This window comes from Mesorhizobium sp. M7A.F.Ca.CA.001.10.2.1, assembly GCF_003998575.1.
Lineage (GTDB): Bacteria > Pseudomonadota > Alphaproteobacteria > Rhizobiales > Rhizobiaceae > Mesorhizobium.
In genome coordinates this window covers 1-18,406 of record NZ_RZQY01000043.1, presented here as the reverse complement: position 1 = coordinate 18,406, position 18,406 = coordinate 1, and the positions used below count along the sequence as shown (strand labels likewise).

Annotated in this window: 16 protein-coding genes and 1 pseudogene; 10 read left to right on the top strand and 7 right to left on the bottom strand. The window is 63.2% G+C overall.

Annotated features, from left to right (window positions below; all coding sequences use genetic code 11):
- Positions 1–127, top strand: a pseudogene (locus EN964_RS37545) (peptide chain release factor 3); the annotation flags it as partial.
- Between the two features lie 76 nt (positions 128–203).
- Here the strand turns inward: EN964_RS37545 and EN964_RS05070 are convergent.
- Positions 204–674, bottom strand: a complete 471-nt coding sequence (locus EN964_RS05070; protein ID WP_127266620.1) for a VOC family protein — start codon at positions 672–674, stop codon at positions 204–206.
- 249 nt (positions 675–923) lie between these two features.
- Between EN964_RS05070 and ilvD the strand changes: the two genes are divergently transcribed.
- Positions 924–2,768, top strand: a complete 1,845-nt coding sequence (gene ilvD / locus EN964_RS05065) for a dihydroxy-acid dehydratase (RefSeq protein WP_127266619.1) — start codon at positions 924–926, stop codon at positions 2,766–2,768.
- 168 nt (positions 2,769–2,936) lie between these two features.
- Here the strand turns inward: ilvD and EN964_RS05060 are convergent, their stop codons facing one another.
- Positions 2,937–4,691 carry an ABC transporter ATP-binding protein gene (locus EN964_RS05060; protein ID WP_127270800.1) on the bottom strand — a complete coding sequence of 585 codons (1,755 nt, stop codon included), beginning with the start codon at positions 4,689–4,691 and terminating at the stop codon, positions 2,937–2,939.
- Between the two features lie 169 nt (positions 4,692–4,860).
- On the opposite strand from EN964_RS05060, the gene EN964_RS05055 reads away from it, so the two are divergent.
- The 3 genes from EN964_RS05055 (at position 4,861) to EN964_RS05045 (ending at position 7,543) form a co-directional block, all read left to right on the top strand.
- The gene (locus EN964_RS05055) at positions 4,861–6,150 is read left to right on the top strand and encodes an amidohydrolase family protein (RefSeq protein ID WP_127267474.1); all 1,290 of its coding nucleotides are present in this window, start codon (positions 4,861–4,863) and stop codon (positions 6,148–6,150) included.
- Between the two features lie 87 nt (positions 6,151–6,237).
- Positions 6,238–6,504, top strand: a complete 267-nt coding sequence (locus EN964_RS05050; RefSeq protein ID WP_127267473.1) for a hypothetical protein — start codon at positions 6,238–6,240, stop codon at positions 6,502–6,504.
- Positions 6,505–6,619: 115 nt separating this feature from the next.
- Positions 6,620–7,543 carry a DMT family transporter gene (locus EN964_RS05045; RefSeq protein ID WP_127267472.1) on the top strand — a complete coding sequence of 308 codons (924 nt, stop codon included), beginning with the start codon at positions 6,620–6,622 and terminating at the stop codon, positions 7,541–7,543.
- A 7-nt stretch (positions 7,544–7,550) separates the two neighbouring features.
- On the opposite strand, the gene EN964_RS05040 is transcribed toward EN964_RS05045, so the two are convergent.
- Positions 7,551–8,453 (bottom strand): phosphotransferase family protein, encoded by a 903-nt coding sequence (locus EN964_RS05040; RefSeq protein ID WP_127267471.1) that lies wholly within the window; start codon positions 8,451–8,453, stop codon positions 7,551–7,553.
- A 101-nt stretch (positions 8,454–8,554) separates the two neighbouring features.
- Here EN964_RS05040 and EN964_RS05035 point away from each other — a divergent pair, with 101 nt between their 5' ends.
- Positions 8,555–9,187 (top strand): class I SAM-dependent methyltransferase, encoded by a 633-nt coding sequence (locus EN964_RS05035; protein WP_164748694.1) that lies wholly within the window; start codon positions 8,555–8,557, stop codon positions 9,185–9,187.
- A 1-nt stretch (position 9,188) separates the two neighbouring features.
- Here the strand turns inward: EN964_RS05035 and EN964_RS05030 are convergent, their stop codons facing one another.
- The gene (locus EN964_RS05030; RefSeq protein ID WP_127276213.1) at positions 9,189–11,642 is read right to left on the bottom strand and encodes an FAD-dependent oxidoreductase; all 2,454 of its coding nucleotides are present in this window, start codon (positions 11,640–11,642) and stop codon (positions 9,189–9,191) included.
- Positions 11,639–12,526, bottom strand: a complete 888-nt coding sequence (locus tag EN964_RS05025; RefSeq protein ID WP_127267468.1) for a phosphotransferase family protein — start codon at positions 12,524–12,526, stop codon at positions 11,639–11,641. The genes EN964_RS05030 and EN964_RS05025 overlap by 4 nt, the downstream gene beginning before the upstream one ends.
- A gap of 402 nt (positions 12,527–12,928) precedes the next feature.
- On the opposite strand from EN964_RS05025, the gene EN964_RS05020 reads away from it, so the two are divergent.
- On the top strand, positions 12,929–13,705 hold the full coding sequence (locus EN964_RS05020) for a DeoR/GlpR family DNA-binding transcription regulator (RefSeq protein WP_027039687.1): 777 nt from the start codon (positions 12,929–12,931) through the stop codon (positions 13,703–13,705).
- Here the strand turns inward: EN964_RS05020 and EN964_RS05015 are convergent.
- Together EN964_RS05015 and EN964_RS05010 are read right to left on the bottom strand one after the other, a co-directional pair.
- A complete protein-coding gene (locus tag EN964_RS05015; protein WP_127267467.1) occupies positions 13,702–14,601 on the bottom strand; it encodes an NAD(P)/FAD-dependent oxidoreductase in 900 nt (299 codons plus the stop codon). The genes EN964_RS05020 and EN964_RS05015 overlap by 4 nt on opposite strands.
- Complete coding sequence (locus EN964_RS05010) at positions 14,591–15,040, bottom strand: Rrf2 family transcriptional regulator (RefSeq protein ID WP_024503367.1); 450 nt, start codon at positions 15,038–15,040, stop codon at positions 14,591–14,593. The genes EN964_RS05015 and EN964_RS05010 overlap by 11 nt, the downstream gene beginning before the upstream one ends.
- 88 nt (positions 15,041–15,128) lie before the next feature.
- Between EN964_RS05010 and EN964_RS05005 the strand changes: the two genes are divergently transcribed.
- The 3 genes from EN964_RS05005 to EN964_RS04995 all read left to right on the top strand — a co-directional run.
- Positions 15,129–16,040 (top strand): LysR substrate-binding domain-containing protein, encoded by a 912-nt coding sequence (locus tag EN964_RS05005; protein WP_013528025.1) that lies wholly within the window; start codon positions 15,129–15,131, stop codon positions 16,038–16,040.
- Between the two features lie 220 nt (positions 16,041–16,260).
- Positions 16,261–17,415, top strand: coding sequence for an ABC transporter substrate-binding protein (locus EN964_RS05000; protein ID WP_127267885.1), 1,155 nt, complete (start codon positions 16,261–16,263; stop codon positions 17,413–17,415).
- A gap of 219 nt (positions 17,416–17,634) precedes the next feature.
- Positions 17,635–18,406 (top strand): ABC transporter ATP-binding protein (locus tag EN964_RS04995; protein WP_164775737.1); only part of this gene is annotated, 772 nt, incomplete at its 3' end.

Genomic DNA, 18,406 nt, shown 5'->3' with positions numbered 1-18,406 from the left:
CGACCTCGACAATGATCCGGTGTTCCTCGCCCAGCACGCTTTCTCGCTGAACTACGAAGCGGAACGCTGGAAGGCGATCAAGTTTGCCACGATCAAGGACTATCAGGTCCGCGACAAGGCGGCGTAGGCGCCAGTTTTCCCTTCTCCCCGTTCACGGGGAGAAGGTGCCCGAAGGGCGGATGAGGGGCAGCGCCGACCCTCGACTATCCTCTCGCCGCTTCCTCGATCCTGGCGATGTCGATCTTGCTCATCTGCATCATCGCTGACATCACGCGGCCGGCCTTGGCCCGGTCCGGATCCAGCAGCAGGCGCGGCAGCTGCTCCGGCACAACCTGCCAGGAGACGCCGAATTTATCCTTCAGCCAGCTGCATTGCGACGGTTGGCCGCCACCTTCGATGAGCTTGTCCCAGAAGTAATCCACCTCTTCCTGCGTCTTGCAGTCGATCGACTGCGACATCGCCTCGGTGTGCTTGAACTGCGGTCCGCCGTTGAGCGCCTGGAACTGCACGCCGTCGAGTTCGAACGTGGTCACCAGCACTTTGCCTTCATCGGCGTGGCCCTCGGGCCAGCGCATCACGCTCAGCACCTTCGAATTCTTGAAGATGGAGACGTAGAAATTCATGGCCTCTTCGGCCTGGCCGTCGAACCACAGGCAGGTGGTGATCTTTTGCATGTCGTGCTCCTCGGGTTGTTTGGTTGCGTTACGGCGAAACGGCTGACTCCGAACGCGGTGCCATTTCCATGTCGTCTGCCCAAGGACGGGCATGCAGTGCGCCATCCGACAGTGCCACGCATTTTTTTGAGAGAATCTGGCGCATTGCAAAATTGTGGCCAGACCGGGCTTGCGCGTCTATAACGCCTGCGGTCCGAATTCAGCTCCGCCGCGCCATGCCTGGCTGTGGCCAGCCACCAAGGAAAAAACATGCCTGCCTATCGCTCCCGCACCACCACCCATGGCCGCAACATGGCCGGCGCACGCGGCCTCTGGCGCGCCACCGGCATGAAGGACTCGGATTTCGGCAAGCCGATCATCGCGGTGGTCAACTCCTTCACCCAGTTCGTGCCGGGCCATGTCCATCTGAAGGATCTCGGCCAGTTGGTCGCGCGCGAGATCGAGAAGGCCGGCGGCGTCGCCAAGGAATTCAACACCATCGCCGTCGACGACGGCATCGCGATGGGCCATGACGGCATGCTCTATTCGCTGCCGTCGCGCGAGCTGATCGCCGATTCCGTCGAATACATGGTCAATGCTCACTGTGCCGACGCCATGGTCTGCATCTCCAATTGCGACAAGATCACGCCCGGCATGCTGATGGCATCGTTGCGCCTCAACATCCCGACCGTCTTCGTTTCCGGCGGTCCGATGGAAGCCGGCAAGGTGGTGCTCGCCGGCAAGACGCAGGCGCTCGACCTGGTCGATGCCATGGTGGCGGCCGCCGACGACAGGGTCTCCGACGAGGACGTCAAGGTCATCGAGCGCTCGGCCTGCCCGACCTGCGGCTCCTGCTCGGGCATGTTCACTGCCAATTCGATGAACTGCCTGACCGAGGCGCTTGGCCTGTCGCTGCCCGGCAACGGCTCGACATTGGCGACGCATGCCGACCGCAAACGGCTGTTCGTCGAGGCCGGCCACCTGATCGTCGATCTCGCCCAGCGCTATTACGAACAGGATGACGAGACGGCTCTGCCGCGCAACATTGCCTCGAAGGGCGCCTTCGAGAACGCCATGACGCTCGACATCGCCATGGGCGGCTCGACCAACACCGTGCTGCACATCCTGGCTGCCGCGCATGAGGGCGAAATCGATTTCGATCAGGACGACATCGACGCGCTGTCGCGCAAGGTGCCGGTGCTGTGCAAGGTTGCTCCGGCCAAGTCCGACGTGCACATGGAAGACGTGCACCGCGCCGGCGGTATCATGGCCATCCTCGGCCAGCTCGACAATGCCGGCCTGCTCAACCGCGACCTGCCGACGGTGCACACGCGAACGCTGGGCGAAGCGCTCGACCATTGGGATATTTCCCGCACGACCAGCCAGAGTGTGCGCGATTTCTTCCTCGCCGCCCCTGGTGGCGTGCCGACACAGGTCGCTTTCAGCCAGGACCGCCGCTGGGACGAACTCGATCTCGACCGCGAGAAAGGCGTCATCCGCTCGACCGAACATCCCTTTTCCAGGGATGGCGGCCTCGCCGTGCTGAAAGGCAATCTGGCTCTCGACGGCTGTATCGTGAAGACCGCCGGCGTCGATGAATCGATCCTGAAGTTCACCGGCCCGGCCCGCGTCTTCGAAAGCCAGGATTCGAGCGTCAAGGCGATCCTGTCCAACGAGATCAAGGCCGGCGATGTGGTCGTCATCCGCTATGAAGGGCCGCGCGGCGGCCCAGGCATGCAGGAAATGCTCTATCCGACCAGCTATCTGAAGTCGAAAGGGCTCGGCAAGGCCTGCGCTCTGGTCACCGACGGCCGCTTCTCCGGAGGCACGTCGGGCCTGTCGATCGGCCATGCGTCGCCGGAAGCCGCCGAAGGCGGGCTGATCGGGCTGGTGCAGGAGGGCGATACGATCGAGATCGACATCCCGAACCGCAGCATCCGCCTGGCTGTCGATGAGGCGGAACTCGCTGCCCGCCGGGCGGCGATGGAGGCCAGGGGCGCCCTGGCCTGGAAGCCCGAGGAAAAGCGCAAGCGCAAGGTGACGACCGCCTTGCGCGCCTATGCCGCCATGACGACCAGCGCGGCCAAGGGCGCGGTGAGGTTTGTGCCGGAATAGAGCAGTTCTTCCTTCTCCCCTTGTGGGAGAAGGTGGCCTCGCGAAGCGAGGTCGGATGAGGGGTGTTCCAGAAAACACCAACGCCTCATTCCGCTGGAACACCCCTCATCCGTCTCGGCGCTGCGCGCCGATCCACCTTCTCCCACAAGGGGAGAAGGGAAGAGTGTGCTACGGCATCAACTGATACTCATAAAGCTTCTGGTAGAGCCCACCCTGCTTGAGCAAGGTCTTGTGCGGGCCGCTTTCCACCACCTTGCCGGCTTCGAGCACCACGATCGTGTCTGCCTGGTGCACCGTCGATAGACGGTGCGCGATGACGATCGTCGTGCGGCCTTCCGTCAATTGCTGCAGCGCGTCGCGGAACAGCGCTTCCGATTCGGCATCAAGCGCGCTGGTCGCTTCGTCCAGCAGCAGGATCTCGGCATTGCGCAGCATGGCGCGTGCGATCGAGATCCGTTGGCGTTGGCCGCCCGATAGCAGGCCGCCATTCTCACCCACATCCGTCTCGTAGCCTTTCGCCTGTGCGCTGATGAAGTCATGGGCGTTGGCCGCCTTGGCGGCGGCGATCACCTCTTCGTCGGTCGCACCCTCGCGCCCAAGCCGGATGTTGTGCATGATGGTGCCGGCAAACAGGAATGTATCCTGGCTGACATAGGCGATCTTTTCCCGCAGCGATGCGAGCGTCGCATGGGAAATATCCTGGCCGTCGAGCAGCACCCTGCCGCTCTTCGGGTCGTACATGCGCATGATCAAGTTCAGAACGGTCGACTTGCCGCCGCCGGAAGGCCCGACCAGCGCCGTCATCTTGCCGGGCGCAAGCGTCAGATCGAACCTGTCCAGCACCGGCGGCCCATTCTGATAAGCGAAGTCGACGGCGTCAAACTGGATCTCGCCCGGTCCGGCCAGAAGCGGCTTCGCGTCGGGCTTCTCGACCAGAGTCAGCGGCTGGTCGGCGAGCTCGAACATCATGCGCACGCCGACAATACCGCTTTCCAGCGATATGCGCACGCGCGCAAGGCGCTTTGCCGGCTCATAGGCAAACAGGAGCGCTCCGATGAAGGCCATGATGTTTCCCGGCATCTGGCCGCCCTGCAAGACCAGGAAGCCGCTGACGAAGATGGCCCCGGCAATAGCCAGCCCGGCCAGCGTCTCCATCACCGGGCTTGTCGCAGCCTCCAGCGTCGCGATGTTGTTGGCCCGGTTCTCGACGTCCGACACAGCCTTGTACATGCGGTTGCGCATTGCGCCTTCGAGGTTGAAGGATTTGACGACGCGCACGCCGATTGCCGTTTCCTGCATCACCTGCACGATCTGGCCGACCGAGCGAAACTCCATCGCGGCGAACTTGCGAACACGTTTGAGGATGCGGTTGACCCCGTAGATAGCCAAGGGGCCGATGACGAAGCAGATTATGGACAAGGCTGGCTGCTGCCAGACCATGACTCCTACCAGGACAACCAGCGACAACAGGTCGCGCACATAGGACGTGACAACGAGGTCGAGCACGTTGCGCGCCGCCTGCGCATTGTTGGTCATGCGTGTGATCAGGTCGGACGACGAGGTCGAATGGTAGAATTCGATGCCTTGCGCCAGGATGCGGTCGTAGATCTTGCGCTGGCGATCGGCGATGATGGCGTTGCCGACCCGGCTCATGAAATAAGCCTGGATGAAGTTGGCGAGACCCTTGAGAATGAAGATCGTGGCGACCCCCGCCGCAATCAGGTTGACGCGGTCAATCCGCTTGAAGACCACGAATTCGTCGGTGATCTCTTTGAGAATCCAGGCGCTGGCGCCGGTCGTGGCGGCCACCACAAGCATCGACAAGATCGCGGCGCCGTAGCCAAACCTGTGCTGATAAAAGGATTCCCGGATCAACCTCGCAACGAGGCGCTGGTTTTCCGTCGAGCGGAAGAAACGAAACAAACGGCGGATCCTTGAAACCGGGACAACGAAGGCGGCTTATAGAGGGAGTTGCGGCCGGATGGAACCATCCGCGGCCGCCGCGGACAAACCGCTGTTGCAAGCGGCATCGACGGGATGCGATTTTCAGCCTCGGCACTATCAGATGATTCTTTTGACGGGATGACGACAGATGGCTTTCGACCTTATCGTTCGCGGCGGCACACTGCCTGATGGCAGGGTTGCCGACATCGGCATCAACGGTGAGACGATCACGGCGATCGAGCCCACCCTGCAGGGTCCTGCGCGGACCGAGGTCGACGCCCGCGGCAACCTGGTCTCGCCGCCCTTCGTCGATCCGCATTTCCACATGGACGCGACGCTCTCCTACGGCATTCCGCGCATCAATGCGTCGGGTACACTGCTCGAAGGCATTTCGCTATGGGGCGAGTTGAAGCCGCTTTTGACGCATGAGGCGGTGCGTGATCGCGCATTGGCCTATTGCGACTGGGCGGTGTCGATGGGCCTACTCGCAATCCGCACCCATGTCGATGTCTGCGATGACAGGCTGCTGGCGGTCGAGGCGCTGCTCGAGGTCAAGAAGACGGTCGCTCCCTATATCGACCTGCAACTGGTCGCTTTCCCGCAGGACGGGTTTTATCGCGCTCCATCGGCGCGTGAAAACACCATTCGCGCGCTCGACATGGGCGTCGACATTGTCGGCGGCATCCCGCATTTCGAGCGCACCATGGCCGACGGCACGCGCTCGGTAACGGAGCTGTGCGAGATCGCGGCCAGGCGCGGCCTGATGGTCGACCTGCATTGCGACGAGACCGATGATCCGCTGTCGCGTCACATCGAACAGCTTGCGTATGAGACGCAGCGCCTTGGTCTGCAGGGCAAGGTCGCCGGTTCGCACCTCACCTCGATGCATTCGATGGACAATTACTATGTCTCGAAGCTGCTGCCGCTGATCGCCGAGGCCGACGTCTCGGTCATTCCCAATCCGCTGATCAACATCATGCTGCAGGGCCGCCACGACACCTTCCCGAAGCGCCGGGGCCTGACTCGGGTCAAGGAAATGCTGGCGCTCGGCATTCGCGTCGGCTGGGGCCAGGATTGCGTGCTCGATCCCTGGTATTCGCTAGGCACCGCCGACATGCTCGATGTCGCCTTCATGGGCCTGCACGTCGCTCAGATGTCGAGCCCGGCGGAGATGGCGCGCTGCTTCGACATGGTCACCAACGTCAATGCCGCGATCATGGGCCTCGATCATCTCGGCCTGGCGGTCGGCAAGCGCGCCAGCCTGGTCGTCCTCGATGCCGGCAATCCGGTGGAGGCCCTGCGCCTGCGCGCCGAACGCCTGTGCGTCATCGCCAGGGGCAAGGTGGTGGCGGAGCGGACGAAGCAGGAAACCAGGCTGTCCATCGACGGAAGGCCGGTACTTGTGAACCGACGGCACCATTCGCATCAGGACCAATAGGACACCGCATCTGCATCAAGGGTCTGAGCTTCGCCCGTCCGGAAATAAGTCTACATAAAGACTCCACTTTTATTCGAGGAGGATTCCATGTGGCGCAAGACTGTGATGGCGGTGGCGTTGACGGTGCTTTGCACCGGCTGCACGACGGTGACGGCAGAGGACCGCCGCGCCGCCGACGAAGCGAAATGCCGGTCCTACGGCTTCGTCAAGAAGAATGACGCCTTTGCCGAGTGTCTGCAGCGCATCGATCTGGAGCGGCGTGCGGAGCTCAGACGCACCCCGGCTTTCGACCCCTGGGACAGGCCGGTGATCTATCGGCCCATTATTCTCAGGCCGCAGCCAAAAGGGAACTGAATCGCGCAGACCCAGCCGATTCCCGAGGCTGGCCTTGCCGATTTCCGGTTTTCTCCTCGTCAAAGCCGCCGCTTCCGTCTACGACGCGGCTAACTAGGGAGGAATCGGGATCGGCATGACGCAGCCCGTGGCGCAGAATTCGACGATCAGGAATGTGCTTCTGGCCGGCATTCTGCTGATGCTGGCCGGCGACTTCCTGTTTGCGCTGAACGACGCCATGGGCAAGTGGCTGGTCGCCAGCTTCTCCGTCGGCCAGGTGGTGCTGATCCGCTCTATCGGCGCCTTCTTCGTGCTCGGCCCGATGATCGCCAATCAGGGCCCGGCCAAGCTGTTTCGCATGGAACGCCTGGAGCTGCAGCTGCTGCGGGTGGTGATGACCACGCTCGACACCGCGCTATTCTATGCCGCCGTGGTCTATCTGCCGCTTGCCGATGTGATGAGTTTCTACATGGCCGGGCCGATCTACGTTGCGGCACTCTCGCACCTCCTGCTTGGCGAAAAGGTCGGCTGGCGCCGCTGGATGGCGATCCTGCTCGGCTTCTGCGGCGTTTTGATCATGCTGAAACCGTCCTCGGCGGCGTTCTCGCTGTCATCGGGTTTTGCGCTGGTAGGCAGCATCTCCTTCGCCTTCGCCATCATCCTCAACCGCCGCCTGCGTGGCACCAGCGACACCAATCTGGTGACATGGCAAACCATCGGCACGCTGCTGGTCGGCGGTGTGCTGACCATCGGCGCCTGGCAGACGCCGTCGGCACTCGATCTCGGCGCCATGCTGCTGCTCGGTATCGTCTCCTGCGGCGCCCACCTGATGATCACCAGGGCGCTCAAGCTGGCGCCGGCTTCGACATTGGCGCCGCTGCACTACACACTGCTGCTGTGGGCGGTGGTGTTCGGCCTGGTGTTCTTCGGCGACGTTCCCGGTCCGCGCATCCTGATCGGCTCGGCCATCGTTGTTCTCGCCGGCCTGTTCATCTTCCATCGCCAGAAAGTGGTCGAGATCACTGTGCCGCCCGAAAACGTGCCGAAGGGCGTGAGTTAGTCCAGGCTCAGTCCCGGTGTATTGCTGCCAGATGCCGCGAAAACTCCGGCGTCTCCATCAACGCCTTGCAGCGAGCGAAACGGCCATCCGCATAAGCGCGAAAATCATCGACCGGGTTGTTGTTGGCGAGCTGGATCAGCCCCCACAAGGTCCACAACAGGTCGCACATTGCCTTGTAGATGACGATGCGGCCGCGCTCCGCCGGCCTCGCCTCGCCGCCGAAATAAGCGCGTATCATCTCTTCGTCCTGGGCGGCGTCGAACTTGCCCTCCACGCTGAGGTCGCCAAGGTCCCAGAGCGGATCGTTCATGCCCGAATATTCCCAGTCGACGATCCACATCCGCTCGCCAGTATCGAGAAAGTTCTCGCACAGCGGATCGCAGTGGCAGGCGACGATCGGCAGCGGATGGGCGGCCAGCGCCGAGCGGACGCTCTCGGCGTCTCGCACCACGTCATGATAACCGGCGGGCAGGGCGACCTCCTTGGTGGACAGCACCTTGAGGTAATCGTCGATCATCGCGAACAATTCGAAGCGGAAGGGAAACACCGCGCCTGAATCGTGCAGCTTGCGAAAGGCTTCGCCGGCGCGTGCCGGACTGCCCGGACGTGTCCGGAATTTCTCCGGCGACATCGTTTCGGCGCCGGCGATGTAGCGTGTCACCATCACCCCGGTACCGGGGTCGACATGCAGCACCTCGGGACTGACCCCTGCCTTTGCAGCTTCGCGCGCGGCCACCGCTTCGTTGGCCCGGTTGATGTATTCCTCGGTGCCCTTGCCGGGAATGCGCAGGCAGAAGTCGCCGGCCTTGAAGACGAGATTGGTGAGGCCGCCCAGCCGTTCCAGCGGCCCGCTGTAGCCGGCCAGCATGGGAATGGCGTCCAGTGCGGCACGCGCCTCGTCTGTCACCATGCCTGCGCCCCCACGCTGTTATTTGTCGCAGCGACGGTTCCACAATTTTCGCGCTTTGGCTATCATCACTGCGAGATCAAAAATTGGCGGACTGGATAAAAGTGGCGGACAGCAAACATCAGGGCGCGCTCGGCGCGGCCTACGCGGCAAAGCGGCCCGAAGAGGTGGCCGCACTCTATGACCGCTGGTCGGAAACCTATGACGCCGACATGTCGGCCGCCGGCTATCGCCATCCAACGATCTGCCTTGCGTTGCTGGCCCGCCATCTGCCGCGCGGTTCAGCACCGCTGCTCGATGCCGGGGCCGGCACCGGGCTCATCGGCGAATGGCTTGATATTGCTGGTTACCCGCAAGTCGAGGCACTCGATATTTCACAAGGCATGCTGGATCAGGCGGCCCGCAAGGGCGTCTATTCCGCGCTCCACTGCCTTGCGCTCGGCGGTCATCTGCCCTTTGCCGATGATGCCTATGCCGGGATCATCTCGGCCGGCGTCTTCACCTCGGGCCATGTCGGCGTCGCGGGGCTGGACGAGCTAATCCGCATCTGCCGCCCGGGCGGCGTGATCGTGCTGACGGTCAAGAACACGCTGTGGGATGCCGGCTTTGCCACGCGTGTCGGCGAGATCGAGGCGCAAGGCCTCGTCACCCGCGTTGAGGAAACGCGTCCTTACGTCTCCATGCCGGGCGAAGCCGACACCGTGCCAAGCCGCGGCCTCGCTTTGCGCGTTATTTGACCTACGCTTTGGCCCTGGCGCCTGCCGGATCATACATCGGCTCGAGGTGGATATTGGCCGGTGTCCTCTCCATCGCAACCACCAGTTCATAGCCGCCGGAGACGAGAAAGTCGTCGCTCACCCCGTCGACGTTGCGCACATAGCCGTAGCCGATGTTCCTGCCCAGCGTGTAGCCGTAACCGCCGCTGCTGAGATAACCGACCGGCTCGCCATTGCGCAGGATGGTTTCGCGGCCGAGCAGCACGATCTCGGGGTCTTCGACCGTGAAGCCGGCAAAGCGTTTCTTCAGTGCCGCGCCGCTGGTCTTTTCCAGCGCGCGCCGTCCAACGAAATCGGTGTTCTTGCGCAGCTTGACCGCCCAACCGAGCCCGGCTTCCTGTGGCGTGTCGTTGGGGGTGATGTCGGATCCCCAGGCGCGATAGCCTTTTTCCAGCCTTAGCGATTCCAGCGCCCGATAGCCGACCGGTCGGATGTCATGCTTCTCGCCTGCCGCCATCAGTGCGTCGAAGACTTCGCCGGTGGCCGCGATCGGCACATGCAGTTCCCAGCCGAGTTCGCCGACATAGGTGACGCGCAGTGCCCGAACCGTGTGGCCGGCGATGGCAATCTCGCGCACATGGCCGAACGGGAAGCCGGCATTCGACACGTCGGCTCCGGTCGCCACCGAGAGCACGTCGCGCGCCCGAGGACCCATCAGCGACAGCGTGCCGAAATCCTCGGTGACGTCGACAAGCCTGGCGTCGAGCCCTTCGCCGATATGATCGCTGATCCATGAGGAATCATGCGTGCGGAAACCGGTGCCGGTGACGATATAGAACTTCTCTTCGGCCAGCCGCGCCACCGTCAGATCGGCCTCGATGCCGCCGCGCGTGTTGAGAAGCTGCGTATAGGTCAGCCGGCCGACCGGCTTGCTGACGTCGTTGGCGCAGATCCAGTCCAGCGCCTTCAACGCATCTGGCCCGGTCAGCTCGTATTTGGCGAAAGACGATTGATCGAAGATGCCGACCTTATCCCGCACATGCCGGTGTTCGTCGCCGACCGCCGCGAACCAGTTCTGCCGGCCCATCGAATAGATGTCCTGCGGCTCGACGCCTAGCGGTGCGAACCAGTTCGGCCGCTCCCATCCGAGCTTCGAGCCGAATACGGCGCGCTGCTGTTTCAGCCGCTCGTACAGCGGCGAGACGATGCGCGGCCTCCCGCTGGCATACTCTTCATGCGGAAAGCCGATCGTATAGTGTTTGCCATAGGCCTCCAGCGTGCGGTCGCAGACCCACTGCCGGTCGCGGTGCAGGTTGGAAAAGCGCCTGATGTCGACCACCCACAGGTCGAGCGGTGCTTCGCCATCGACCACCCACTGCGCCAGCACCCAGCCGGCGCCGCCGCCCGAGGCGATGCCGAAGGCGTTGAAGCCGGCGCCGACGAACATGTTGGCGCATTCGGGCGCTGTGCCGAGAATGAAATTGCCGTCCGGCGTAAAACTCTCCGGCCCGTTGATCATCTGCTTGACGCCGACGGTTTCCAGCGCCGGCACACGCGCGATCGCTTGGCTCATGTGCTGCTCGAAATGGTCGTAGTCGTCGTCGAACAGCCTGAATTCCCAATCATTGGGAACGTCGTCGCCGGGGAGACCAGTCGCCCAGGCCTGCGGGTTAGGCTCATAGCCGCCCATCACCAGCCCGCCGACTTCCTCCTTGAAATAGGTGCGTCGGTCAGGGTCGCGGATGGTCGGCGCGTCGGTCGCCAGCCCGTCGATCTTCTCGGTGATGATGTACTGGTGCTTCACCGGCTGAAGCGGCACGTTGATGCCGGCCATGGCCCCCACTTGCCGCGCCCATTGGCCGGCGCAGTTGACCACCTTGTCGCAGGCGATGTCGCCCCTGCTGGTCTTCACCGCCGCGATGCGGCCGTCCTTCATCTCGAAGCCGGTGACGCGAACATCCTCGAACAGTTTGGCGCCATGCATGCGCGCGCCCTTGGCCAGCGACTGCGTGATGTCGGAGGGGCTCGCCTGGCCGTCAGTCGGCAGCCAGGAGGCGCCGACGAGATCGCCGGTCTCCAGCAGCGGCCACATCCTTTTCACCTCGTCCGGCGACAGCAATTGCATGTCCATGCCGAAGCTTTTTGCTGTCGTCGCCAGCCTTTTGTACTCGGTCCAGCGGTCGGCGTTGGTGGCGAGCCTGAGGCAACCGGTCATCTTCCAGCCGGTGGCGAGACCGGTCTCGGCCTCCAGTCCCTTGTAGAGGTCGACGGAGTATTTCAGCACGCGGGTGATAGACGCCGACGAGCGCAATTGCCCGACAAGGCCGGCGGCATGCCAGGTCGAACCCGAGGTCAGCTTGCCCTGCTCCAGCAGCACCACGTCAGCCTTGTGGTCGCGCGCCAGATGATAGGCCGTCGAACAGCCGATGATGCCGCCGCCGATGACGACGATGGCGGCCTGGCTCGGCAATGTCATGATTTCTGTATCCCGTATTTTGTCCGGTAGTTTTCCAGTGCCGCGTCGAGCCGGGCGAGGTTTTCCTCGGTGTAGGCGACGTAGTCGATGCCCGGTGCGTCGAGATAGAGCTCGGAGACCATGCTCCACATCGCCTCGCGCAGCAGCGAGGCGCATTGCATGGCCGCGTGCGAACGGCGGATCGCCTCGTCCGGTTCCTTCATGAAGTAGGCGGTCAGGAAGGCAAAGGATTCCTCGTCGCTCATGCCGGCATTGGAGGCGGCGCCTGCGAGGTCGAACATCGCCGTGTTGAAGCCGGCATATTCGAAGTCGATCAGCCATAGTCTGTTGCCGTCGTCGAGAATATTGGCCGGCAACAGGTCATTGTGGCCAAAGACGATCGGCAGCAGTTTCTGCGCGCGCTCCAGTTCGTCGGCCAGTGTCAAAAGGCGCGGCAAGTCGCTGCGCTTGCGGCTGCCGCCTTCTTCAAGCGTGCGCGCATAGTCGCGAATGACATGGAACACCCAGAACATGAAGCCGGCGCCCGAGACGTGATTGGGCATCTCCCGGTGGAAGGCGCGCATCAGGGCCGCGACCCGGCCGAGATTGGCGCGCACGTCTTCCGCCAGATAGGTTTTCGCACCGAGAAATTCCGTCACCAGTATGCCTGGTTCGGCATGGCGGACGGCTGGCGCGAAACCGGCGGCATGCGCCGCCCGCGCGGTCATAACCTCGCGCTCGCGAAAGACATGGTGGAACGGATAGTCCTTGCCGAAGCGCACGACATGTCGTCCGGCCGCGTCCGTGACCACATAATTCGCGTTGCTCAGGCCGCCGGGCAGCGGTGCGATCTCGATGCTACCGGTCCAGCAGGGCAGGGCGCGGATGCGATCTTCGGCGGTCACGGAACATCCCTGGTTTGCTGGGCTTCGACAAGGCGCCGTGAACAGCGCAACGATGGCGGGAGAAACGTAAATGATCTCGTCGGTGCGGGACGCCAGGATCGGTATCCCGCACCGCACCGACGAGCCCCTTGGCCAGGTTTTTGAGCCCGGCATCCGCCCCCGCGGATCTGAAAATTCCTTGAACAGGCACGTTTCCAAACGGCCTGATCGCTGAGTTGCGGCACTGCCCCCAGTCGCAGATCTGAAGCCTGTTGATGTCTTCGATTTCACGCCAGGGCTGCCCGCTTGTCAATAAAAAGGTGTGACTTTTTTTGGGTATTTTGCCCGAAAGCGTAAGGTAGTTCCTTTAAAAGCACTTGAATTACCTTAAAATCGGTCAGGAGCATCAGTTCGGGAAACCAGATGGCCCAGTCCAAACGACACGGCGAGATCCTGCGGCTCCTGCAGGAAGAGGGCACCGTCACCATCGCCAGTCTGGCCGACCGGCTGGGCGTGTCGCTCGAGACGGTGCGCCGCGACGTCAAGCCACTGACTGGTGATGGCTCTGTCCTCAAGATGCATGGCGCCATCGGCCTGCCGTCGATGATCGGCGAAGCGCCGTTCGAGCGGCGTATGCGTGAGAACGCCGACGCCAAGCGCGTCATTGCCCGCATGGTCGCCGCCACCATACGCGACGGCGAATCGATCATGCTCGACACCGGCACGACGACCTCGTTCCTTGCGCGTGAACTGCTCGGCCACCGGCGCCTGACGGTCGTCACCAATTCCTCGGATATTGCCCGCACCCTGGCCACCATCAACGGCAACAAGGTCTATATGGCGGGCGGCGAGCTGCGCAGCGATTCCGGCGCTGCTTTCGGTGCCTCGGCGATTGATTTTGTCAGTCGTTTTTCGGTCAGCCACGCCATCATTTCCACCGGCGGCGTCGACGCGGTGATGGGCGTCATGGATTTTGATCTGGATGAGGCCGAGTTCGCCCGCATGGTGCTGTCGCGCGGCCAGCGGTCCCTCGTCATCACCGATCACTCGAAATTCGGCCGTCTTGGTCTGGTCCAGGTCTGCGGCTTCGACAGCTTTTCCGAACTCGCCACCGACCGCTCGCCGCCGCACGACCTGGCTGCCGCCCTGGCCCAGGCCGGCGCGCGGCTCAGCATCGCCGGCGAGGAAGCCGGGTTCTAGCCGAACACAAGCGACTGGTGGGCGCAGACGCCCGCAAAGGTGCCACCCGATACCGCAAAGGCAATATTGTGCATCGAACGTGCCGCGTCGCCGGCGGCGTAGACGCCGGGCACGGTCGTCTGCTGCCTGTCATCGACTGATATCACCGGGCCGAGGAGGCCTTCGGTGAAGCCGCAGCCGAGCTGTTCGGCCAGCGGGCTGGCCATGATGTTGCGCGGCGCGGTGAACATCGCCCTGACGCCGGCCTTTCGGCTATCGTCGAGGTGGACGATCAACCCGCCGGAGCCGTCTTCCCTTAGCTCGGCAACGCTGGTGGGCTCAAACCGCACCTTTCGGCTCTCCAACGCGCGCATCTGATCTGTGTCGGGTTCGAACAGACCATTGCCGAACAGTGTGACATCACCCCAATCGGCGATCAGCTGTGCCTGATGCAGGGACATCGGGCCGGTTGCGAGCACGCCGAGCGGCCCGCCGGAAACCTCGTAGCCGTGGCAATAGGGGCAGTGCAGCACGCTCCTGCCCCAGAGCTCGGCAAGCCCGGCAACCTCCGGCAGGATATCGCGCACCCCGGTGGCCAGCACCAATCGTGCGGCACCGAATGTCTCGTCGCCATCGGTGGTGATTTCGAAATCGCTGCTGCCGGCGGCAACGGCCTTGTCGGCGCGCCCGTCGACAACCCTGGCTGTCGGGTAGGCCAGCAGCTGCCGCCTTGCGTCAGCCAGGATTGCGCCAGGCGCGCGCCCGTCATGTCCGAGGAAGCCGTGCGAATGCTCGGCAAAGCGGTTGCGCGGCTGGCCGGCGTCGATCACCAGCACTTTGCGTCCTGCCCGCGCCACCTGGATGGCGGCGGACAGGCCGGCAAAGCTGCCGCCGATGACGGCAAGATCATACTGCATGGCTGGAGACTCCAATGAGATCAAAACGGCGGCGGAAATCGGCGGTCAGGTCGGCCAGCGTGATGCGGCTCAGCTTCTCCGCCAGCAGCCTTTCGGCGGCGATGCGAAAATCGTCGAGGACGGCGATCACCGCCTGCTCGACGAGGCAGCCGGGGCTTTCCGGCTCTGTGCTGAACGGCAGCAGCGTCTCGCCAAGGGCGACGCTGATCTCGGCCAGGGATATTTTCTCGGGCGCCCGCCCGAGCAGCCAGCCGCCACCGTGCCCGCGCGACGAGGTGACGATGCCGGCATCGCGCAAGCCTGCGATGGTGCGGCGGACCACAACCGGATTGGTGTGGATGAAGGTGGCAAGCTGCTCGGAGGTCAGCGCCTGTTCGGGCTTCTCGGCCATGTGGACGAGAATGTGCAAGGTCGAGGACAGTCGGCTGTTGCGTTTCATGTAACTTAGTTAGTTACGATTGGCGAAGCCGTCAAGTGTTCGCCGGTTGCCACTTCCCAGCATCGCGTCCGCCGTGTTTAGTCCGGCCATGGCTTTCACCATCCGCCAGTTGCAGTTCTTCATCGCCGTCGCCGAGCAAGGCACGGTTTCGGGCGCCGCGCAGAACCTGTCAATCTCGCAGTCGTCGGTCACCGAAGCGATCAAGGAGCTCGAAAGCGATCTCGGCGTCGAACTGTTCGAACGCCATCCGCGTGGCCTCAACATCACCCACAAGGGCCACCAGTTCCTGCGCCACGCGACGAAAATCCTCGCGGACGTTTCCGACGCGCGCCGCTCTTTCTCCGGCGAGCAGGCGGTGGCGGCCGGCCGGCTGCAGCTCGGCGTCACCTCGCTGGTTGCCGGTTATGTGCTGTCGGATCTGCTCGCCCGCTACCGTCGCGCCTATCCCGGCGTCGAGGTCTCTGCCATCGAGGACAATGGCGATTATCTCGAACACCTCCTGATTGGCGGCAAGCTCGACATTGCCGTCATGGTCACCTCCAATTTGCGCGACCGCACCGCGTTGCAGTCGGAAATCCTCGAAGTCTCGGCCTATCGGCTGTGGCTGCCGCTCGGTCATCCGCTCGTCGGCGCCGACATTATCAGCATTGGCGACATTGCCTCCGAAACGCTGATCATGCTGACCGTCGACGAGATCGAGGAGAATACCGGCAAGCTGCTGACGGCAATCGGCGCCAAGCCGCATGTCGCCTTCCGCACCCGTTCCGTGGAAGCCGTGCGCAGTCTGGTCGCCACCGGCGCCGGTGTGGCGCTGCTGCCCGACCTCGTCTACCGGCCCTGGTCGCTGGAAGGCGACCGCATCGAATCGCGCGATATTTCCGGCTCCTTGCCGGTGGTCCAGGTCGGCATGGTCTGGCGGCGCGGCTCCGGTCTGCCGCAGGCCGCGCGCGATTTCATCGGTCTTGCCCAGTCGCAACGGACGGTTCGCCAGCGTCCCTGAGAGATCGGCTGCCAACCTATCGGAAAAACCGATATCGCCCTTCTGATAAATGAATTTGCGAAACCGGAATTTTCAAAGCACTTTCCGGTTCAGGGACCAAAGCCGCCATCAGAGCGGCATCAAGCCCAACGGACGAACTGACAGTTTTCAGTCCGCGCGTGACCCCTAGCGAAGACCGAAACCGGCCTTCGGGGCCAGGCGCCTAAATGGGAGATCGACAATGAATTCATTCCTGAAGTCGTGCACTGCTCTGACGGTCGCGCTGACCTTCTCCGGTCAAGCCGTCGCCCAGGTCAAGGAACTTGGCAAGGGCGAGGGCCAGGTCAATATCGTTGCCTGGCCGGGCTACATCGAGCGCGGCGAAACCGACAAGGGCTATGACTGGGTGACCTCCTTCGAGAAGGAGACCGGCTGCAAGGTCAACGTCAAGACCGCCAACACCTCCGACGAGATGGTCTCGCTGATGAATGAGGGCGGTTTCGACCTCGTCACGGCTTCGGGCGATGCTTCGCTGCGCCTCGTTGCCGGCAAGCGCGTGCAGCCGATCAACACCGATCTCATCCCGAGCTGGAAAACGGTCGACGAGCGCCTCAAGGACGCGCCGTGGTTCACCGTTGGCGGCGCCCATTACGGCGTTCCCTACCAGTGGGGTCCGAACGTCCTGATGTACAACACCGACGTGTTCAAGGAAGCTCCCAAGAGCTGGAATGTCGTCTTCGAGGAAATGAAGCTGCCGGACGGCAAGTCCAACAAGGGCCGCGTCCAGGCCTATGACGGGCCGATCCACGTCGCGGACGCCGCCAACTATCTGATGTTCCACAAGCCGGAACTCGGCATCAAGGATCCCTACGAATTGAACGAGGACCAGTACAAGGCGGCACTCGACCTGCTGCGCGTCCAGCGCACGCTGGTCGGCCGCTACTGGCATGACGCCGCCATTCAGGTCGACGATTTCCAGAACGAGGGCGTCGTCGCTTCCGGCTCGTGGCCTTTCCAGGTCAACACGCTGGTCGCCGCCAAGAAGCCGATAGCGTCCACCATTCCGGAGGAGGGTGCGACCGGTTGGGCCGACACCACGATGATGGAAGCCGATTCGGCCAACCCCAACTGCGCCTATATGTGGATGGAACATTCGCTGTCGCCCAAGGTGCAGGGCGACGTCTCGGCCTGGTTCGGTTCGCTGCCCGTGGTGCCCGCCGCCTGCAAGGGCAATGAGCTTTTGACCGACGAGGGCTGCAAGACCAACGGCTACGAGAACTTCGACAAGATCAAGTTCTGGAAGACCCCGGTGTCGAAATGCGCCACCCAGAACGACCAATGCGTGCCGTACTACCGCTGGGTGTCGGACTATATCGGCGTCATCGGCGGAAGGTGATTCCGCGCTTCGCCTGAGAGTGCAGCGCCGCCCCTCACCTTGCCCTCTCCCCGTGAAGAAGCGGGGAGAGGGGGGTCACCGGCCTTGGAGTGCTTCCCTTCTCCCCGTCACTGTACGGGGAGAAGGTGCCGGCAGGCGGATGAGGGGCAGCGCAAACGCCCGCTAGAAGAACGCTGCACCGCAGCCCGAATTGATTTGCCTGACAGATCAGGACAGCCCATGACCTCCGCCGTCTCCTTCCAGAAAGCCTCGCGCCATTTCGGCAGCGTGCGCGCCGTCGACGCGGTCGATCTCGACATCGTGCCGGGCGAATTCTTCGCCATGCTCGGCCCGTCAGGTTCCGGCAAGACCACCTGCCTGCGCCTCATCGCCGGCTTCGAGCAGCCGACATCGGGCTCGATCTCGATCTTCGGCGAACGCGCCGAGGGCGTTCCGCCCTATCGCCGCAACGTCAACACCGTGTTCCAGGACTATGCGCTGTTCCCGCATCTGAACGTGCTCGACAACGTCGCCTACGGGCTGATGGTCAAGGGTGTCGGCAAGGCTCAGCGGCACAAGGCGGCGGAAGAAGCGCTGTCACTGGTGCGGCTGCCCGGCTATGGCGCCCGCCGCCCCGGCCAGCTTTCCGGCGGCCAGCGCCAGCGCGTGGCACTCGCCCGTGCGCTGGTCAACCAGCCAAAGGTGCTGTTGCTCGACGAGCCGCTCGGCGCGCTCGACCTCAAATTGCGCGAGAACATGCAGGAGGAGTTGAAGTCGCTGCAGAAGGCGCTCGGCATCACCTTTGTCTTCGTCACCCACGACCAGGGCGAAGCGCTGTCGATGGCCGACCGCGTCGCCGTCTTCAACGATGGCAAAATCATGCAGGTCGGCACGCCGGAAGATATCTACCAGCGACCGAAGACGCGCTTCGTCGCCGATTTCGTCGGCTCCTCCAACGTGCTGCCGCCGGATTTCGTCCAGCGCTATTCCGGCCAGCATCGCTGGGGCAGCC